The 5710-nt window shown below is 72.6% G+C and carries 6 protein-coding genes; 3 read left to right on the forward strand and 3 right to left on the reverse strand.

The genetic code is table 11. The features are described from left to right. Positions 1 to 76: 76 nt before the first annotated feature. Complete coding sequence (locus tag ACFV6I_RS36970; protein WP_063348238.1) at positions 77 to 1117, reverse strand: hypothetical protein; 1041 nt, start codon at positions 1115 to 1117, stop codon at positions 77 to 79. A 90-nt stretch (positions 1118 to 1207) separates the two neighbouring features. Then, positions 1208 to 2998 (reverse strand): diguanylate cyclase, encoded by a 1791-nt coding sequence (locus tag ACFV6I_RS36975; protein ID WP_063348239.1) that lies wholly within the window; start codon positions 2996 to 2998, stop codon positions 1208 to 1210. 373 nt (positions 2999 to 3371) lie between these two features. Between ACFV6I_RS36975 and ACFV6I_RS36980 the strand changes: the two genes are divergently transcribed. Then, positions 3372 to 3899: a flavin reductase family protein gene (locus ACFV6I_RS36980; RefSeq protein WP_244293390.1), complete on the forward strand. Its 528-nt coding sequence runs from the start codon at positions 3372 to 3374 to the stop codon at positions 3897 to 3899. 10 nt (positions 3900 to 3909) lie between these two features. Here ACFV6I_RS36980 and arfB read toward each other — a convergent pair whose 3' ends face one another. After that, positions 3910 to 4344 (reverse strand): alternative ribosome rescue aminoacyl-tRNA hydrolase ArfB, encoded by a 435-nt coding sequence (arfB, locus tag ACFV6I_RS36985; protein ID WP_063348241.1) that lies wholly within the window; start codon positions 4342 to 4344, stop codon positions 3910 to 3912. A 92-nt stretch (positions 4345 to 4436) separates the two neighbouring features. Here arfB and ACFV6I_RS36990 point away from each other — a divergent pair, with 92 nt between their 5' ends. Further along, complete coding sequence (locus ACFV6I_RS36990) at positions 4437 to 4934, forward strand: hypothetical protein (RefSeq protein ID WP_380380883.1); 498 nt, start codon at positions 4437 to 4439, stop codon at positions 4932 to 4934. Positions 4935 to 5058: 124 nt separating this feature from the next. Further along, on the forward strand, positions 5059 to 5634 hold the full coding sequence (locus tag ACFV6I_RS36995) for a TerD family protein (protein ID WP_063348242.1): 576 nt from the start codon (positions 5059 to 5061) through the stop codon (positions 5632 to 5634). Positions 5635 to 5710: the final 76 nt, after the last annotated feature.

Below are 5710 nucleotides of genomic sequence, written 5' to 3' on the forward strand. Positions count from 1 at the left end.
CCCCACCCCCTCGCGGCGCCTCGCCCCCGTCTTCGCTTCGGCGCTCAGCCGCTCAACCGGTCAGCTGCTCAACCGGTCAGCCGGTCGCATTCGGTTCGAGGGTGATCTGGTCGATCAGGATCGACCCGGAGGGCACGGTGAAGGTGATGCTGTTCGTCCCGGCCTGGAGCTGCGGGAGTATCCAGGTGTTGAACCAGGAGGACGCCGGGTCCTTGCCGGGCACGTAGTTCTTGAAGAGCAGCCCGCTCGGCCAGTCCTTGCCGTTCACCGAGGCGGCGCCCTTCAGGTCCCCGCCGGTGTTGTTGTAGTGCACGTTCAGCTTGTAGGTGCCGGCCGCGGCGACCTCGCCGTTCCAGGTCACCGAGCCGCCCGGCTGGAGCGTCAGGTAGCTGCCGTCGGCGGACTTGGTGCCCTTGACGCCGTTGCCGGACGGCGCGTTCTGGGCCTGGAGCTGGCCCGAGTCCACGGTCAACGGGCCGGCCGGGGCGGTGGTGCTCGCCGAGGCCGAGGCGGTCGGGGACGAACTGCCGGTCGCCGGGGTGCTGGGGGGAGCCGCGGCGGTGGTCTGGGCGCCGCCCTTGGCGGTCTTGTCGCCCTCCGGGTCGCCCTTGGAGAGCGCGATCCCGGCGCCGATCGCTATGGCCGCGACCACCGCGACCGCGCCGATCACCGCGCCCTTGCTCCGGCCGCTGCTCGACCGGTCCTCCCCCGGCTGCGGCCGGGAGTGCTCGGCGTAACGGGTCTGCTGGGTGGGCGCGGTGCCGTGCTCGGGCTGCTGTTGCTGCGGCGGGTACGGCTGCTGGCCGCCGGGGTAGCCCTGCTGCGGCCCCGCCTGCTGGCCGTACTGGGGCTGCTGCGGCCGCGGCTGGTAGGGCTGCTGCCCGTACTGGGCCCGGCCGACCTCCATCGGACGGCTGTACGACGTCCGGGGCACGCCCTGCTGTGGCTCGGCCGGCTGCCCGGAGGCACCCTCCGCCGGGCGGTAGAGGTAGCCGAACGGGTCGTCGTCCTGCGGGGCACCGCCCTCGGGCGCTCCGTTGTTGCCGGCGGTCGTCACGGTGGTCAACTCCCCCATCCGGTTCGCGCCGCCGGGATGCGGGCCGCCGGCGCAGATCATGGACGCTGTCGTACCCGGGAACCCTACCTGTCCTTTGTGACAGCCGGAAAAGAGCCCTTGACAACCCGTGGGTAACCAGGACCGGCGGGCTCAGCCCGCCCGTCGGTGCGAGCGCTCGCCCCGCGCGCCGCGCACCGCGCCGCCCCGGGCCCGCTTCTCGTCGTACATCCGCTCGTCCGCGGTGTGCAGCACCTCCTCGATGCTCATCCCACAGCCCGCCCAGCCGACGCCGAGGCTCACCCCCACCCGCATCGCCCGGCCGTCGATCCGCATCGGCGGGATGATGGCGCCCCGCAGCCGGTGGGCCAGGTCCTTGGCCTCCTCGCGGCCGATCCCGTCGGCCAGCACGACGAACTCGTCGCCGCCGAGCCGGGCCACCGTGTCGCCGTCCCTGACGGCCTGGCTCAGCCGCCGGGCGACCTCGACCAGCACCGCGTCGCCCGCGTTGTGGCCGAACCGGTCGTTGATCGACTTGAAGCCGTCCAGGTCGCAGAAGAGCACCGCGAGCCCCTTGTCCAGCGACGCCGCGACGCCGGAGCGGAACGGTGCGGACCACGCCTCGCCGCCCGGGCCCTGGTCGGCCGGGACCACCGCGTGCACGTGCTCCCCGTAGCCCGGGGCGAGGCCGTACGGCGGGCCGCCCTCGGGCGTCCCGTAGCCGTGCACCGGCCCGCCGTACGGGTCCGCGCCCTCCAGCCGGTCGTACGCGGCGTGCGCGCTGTAGGAGTCGGCCGGGTAGCCGTACGGCGCCGGGTAGGCCGGCTCGCCCGGCCCGGCGGGGGCCCCGACGGTCTGCGGCTCGGCGCAGAGCCGGCGGCCCAGCCGGGCCTTCAGTTCGGCGCCGTTCGGCAGGCCGGTGAGCGCGTCGTGGCTGGCCCGGTGGGCGAGCTGGAACTCGTGGCGCTTGCGGTCCTCGATGTCCTCGACGTGGGTGAGCAGGAAGCTCGGGCCCTCGGCCGCGTCCGCCACGATCGAGTTGCGCAGGCACACCCACTGGTAGCCGCCGTCCCGCCGGGACAGCCGCAGTTCCGCCCGGCCGCTCTCGGCGCTGGTGCGCTCCAGCAGCGCCCGGTCCTCCGGGTGCACGAGGTCGGCGAAGCTCTGCTGGCGCAGCACCGCGCGGGGGCGGCCGAGCAGACGACAGAGCGCGTCGTTGACCCTGGTCAGCTGGCCGCGCCCGGCGCCGTGCAGTTCGGTGATGGCCATCCCGCTGGGCGCGTACTCGAAGGCCTGGCGGAAGCTCTCCTCGCTGGCCCGCAGGGCCTGCTGCTCCTTCTCCAGGCGGGCCAGCGCGCGCTGCATCTCGGCCCGCAGCCGGGCGTTGCCGATCGCGATGGAGGCCTGCAGCGAGAACATCTCCAGCGCCTCGCGGGTCCACGCCCCGGGCCGCTTGCCGCTGCGCGGGCGGTCCACCGAGAGGACGCCGAGCAGGTCGCCGCCGGCGCTGTACATCGGGGCGAGCAGCCCGTCGGCGGGGTGCCAGTCGTTGGCGTAGACGGGCAGCGGGCCGTCCCCGATCCAGCGCGGGATGTCGCTGGCGACGGCCCAGCCGCGGTCGTACGGCAGGAAGCGCAGGGTGCCCCAGTGGTCGCTGACGCCGAGCAGCCGGTCCCAGGACTCCCGGGAGCCGACCTGGCCGAGCAGGACGGAGGGGCCGCCCATGGTGCTCTCCTCCAGCTCCCAGACGGCCGCGACCACGAGGTCCCCGTCCGGGCGGACCAGGCTGACCGCGGCGGCGTCGAAGCCGAGCCCGTGCACCGCACCCTCGACGACGGCCTGCAGCGTGCCCGCCAGGCTGCGGGCAGCGTTGAGGTCCGCCACGACCCGGTGCAAGGTGCGGAGGGTCGCGAGACGGACGTACGGCTCCGACTCGGCTTCCATGCGGGGGCTCCCCGGCTGCTTCGGATAGTTCTTGATTGGTTATCGTCCGATTGCCAGAAGAACTGAATCACAGGGAGCACAGCGTTCGGCACGCTCGGTCAGCAATAGGCCATCACTTGTGACTTAAATCACACGACACTAATGCACCCTTAATCAGCTCATCCGCCCCATAGCGGGACATAGAGCGCTATCGGAATATTTCCTTTGGTCGACCGCATTGGCCTCACGCTGAAGCCCGCTGCCGCCTGGCAGGCCCCTTGCTTCACTCCTGAGGGTGAGTCCCGAACCCGGCCGCAACCCCGCCCCGTGCGCCGCTGGTCCTACGACCTCGGCCCGATGCCGATTCCGGCGGCCGCCGACTACCGTGCGGTACGTGTACTCGTCCCCGCAGCCCGAAGCTGCCTCCCACGCCACGCCCGACGAGTTCCGGGCGGCACTCTCCCAGCTCGCCTCCGGCGTGAGCCTGGTGACCGTCCACGACCCGGAGGACGGCGAGGACGTCGGCATGACCGCCACGTCCTTCCTGTCCGTGTCGCTGGAGCCGCCGCTGGTCCTGATCTCGGTCCGCGAGGACTCCCGGATGGACGAGGTGCTCTCCCGCACCGACACCTGGGCGGTCTCGCTGCTCACCGAGGGGCAGAAGGCGCTCGGCTCCCGCTTCGCCATGAAGGGCCGGCTCAGCGACCGGCTGCTGTTCGCGGACACCCCGCACCACCGCGGCCCGCGCTCCGGCGCCCCGCTGATCGACGGCGCGCTCGCCACCGTCGAGTGCCGCACCGAGCAGCGGATACCGGCGGGCGACCACACCCTGCTGCTCGGCCGCGTCCTGGAGGCCGCGGTGCCCAGCCCGGCCGGCCGGCCGCTGCTCTACTTCCGCGGCGGCTACCGCACCCTCGGCTGAGCCGCCCCGGCTACTCGCCGCCCCGCGGCGACTGCCGCCCCTGCTTCAGCTCGGAGCGGCGCCGCTTGTTGGACAGCCGGCGCTCGACCATCCCCCGGCTCGGCCTGGTCGCCCGGCGGGACTTCGGCGGCGGCGCGCACGCCTCGGTCAGCACCGCCGACAGCCGGGCCGCGGCCGCCTCCCGGTTGCGCCACTGCGAGCGGAACTCCGAGGCCTGGATCACCAGCACCCGGCCGTCCACCAGCCGCCCGGCCAGCCGCTCCAGCGCGCGCTCGCGCCACACCTCGGGCAGCGCCTTGGACGCCGCCAGGTCGTAGCGCAGCTCGACCTTGCTGTCGGAGGTGTTGACGTGCTGGCCACCGGGGCCGGAGGAACGCGAGAAGCGCCAGACGAGCTCGGCGTCGGGGACGACCACCGACCCCCGTACGCGGATGGGCTCGGGCATGCGTCCATCATCCCGCGCCCGCACCGCCCGGTCACCCGGTTATCCGCGACGGCCGACGGCCCGGTTCCGCACCACCGCCCGCAGCCCGGACAATGGCGTACGTGATCGAGCTCGGCTACTCCCTCTCCAACCGCTTCCCCGACCCCCCGCAGACGGACTACCGCTCCGCCCCGGTGCGGTCCCTGCGGTACGACCTGTTCTGCGGCGACGTCTACCTGGACGCCGAGGGCGCCGAGCTGTCCACCGGCTGGGGGTGGGTGCCGGTGCTCGACTTCGCCTGGGCGCTGTGCGACATCGTCGAGGAGCTGGACCGCGACCCGGACGGCGGCCGGGCCGCCCGGGTGCAGACCGCCGACCTCGACTTCACCCAGAACACCGAGCTGCTGCGGTTCGCCCGCCGCTTCAACTGGGTCGAGATCACCGCGACCTGGCTGCCGGACGAGCCGCCCGCCGTGGTCCGCCACGGCGAGCTGCGGCGCGAGGCCCGGGACTTCCTCCAGGACACCCTCGCCGACCTCTTCGATATGCACCCCGAGCTGGCCGACAATCCGAACATCTGGTCGCTACAGGGCCGGTTCCCCCGGATCTGACCAGGGCATTGTCAGACCTTTGCCAGCGGATTGGCATCCACGAAGAATTCACGGACTTCGCGGAACCAACCCACCGGAGTATGGCGTTGTCCCGGAAAAAGCGAACGAAAGGACTTCAATCGCCATGCCAGTGAGCCTCTCCAAGGGTGGCAACGTCTCGCTGACCAAGGAGGCCCCGGGCCTGTCCGCGGTCAGTGTCGGCCTGGGCTGGGACGTCCGGACCACGACCGGCACCGAATTCGACCTCGACGCCAGCGCGATCGTCCTGAACGCGGACGGCAAGGTGCTCTCCAACGGGCACTTCGTCTTCTTCAACAACACCAGCAGCCCGGACAACACCGTCGTGCACACCGGTGACAACCGCACCGGCGAGGGCGCCGGCGACGACGAGTCGCTCAACGTCAACCTGGCCGGCCTGCCGGCCGAGGCCGTCAAGATCACCTTCCCCGTCACCATCTACGACGGGGTCGCCCGCGGCCAGAGCTTCGGCCAGGTCCGCAACGCGTACATCCGCGTGGTGAACGCCGCCGGCGGCGCCGAGATCGCCCGCTACGACCTCTCCGAGGACGCCGCCACCGAGACCGCCATGATCTTCGGCGAGCTCTACCGCAACGGCGGCGAGTGGAAGTTCCGCGCCGTCGGCCAGGGCTACGCCTCCGGCCTGGCGGGCATCGCCCAGGACTTCGGCGTCCAGCTCTGACACCCCGCCGGGCCCCTCCCGGCCCGGCGCACCGCCGGAACGAAAGCGGCGCGGGACATCGGTCACACCGATGTCC

Origin of the sequence: Kitasatospora sp. NPDC059803, from assembly GCF_042732255.1 — a bacterium.
Lineage (GTDB): Bacteria > Actinomycetota > Actinomycetes > Streptomycetales > Streptomycetaceae > Kitasatospora.

Bases quoted from the DNA above. Each gene is read 5' to 3' on its own strand.
- ACFV6I_RS36990 (WP_380380883.1), top strand. From the start codon at position 4,437: ATGGCGTACGTGATCGAGCTCGGCTACTCCCTCTCCAACCGCTTCCCC.
- arfB (WP_063348241.1), bottom strand. From the start codon at position 4,344: ATGCCCGAGCCCATCCGCGTACGGGGGTCGGTGGTCGTCCCCGACGCC.
- ACFV6I_RS36975 (WP_063348239.1), bottom strand. From the start codon at position 2,998: ATGGAAGCCGAGTCGGAGCCGTACGTCCGTCTCGCGACCCTCCGCACC.
- ACFV6I_RS36995 (WP_063348242.1), top strand. From the start codon at position 5,059: ATGCCAGTGAGCCTCTCCAAGGGTGGCAACGTCTCGCTGACCAAGGAG.
- ACFV6I_RS36970 (WP_063348238.1), bottom strand. From the start codon at position 1,117: ATGATCTGCGCCGGCGGCCCGCATCCCGGCGGCGCGAACCGGATGGGG.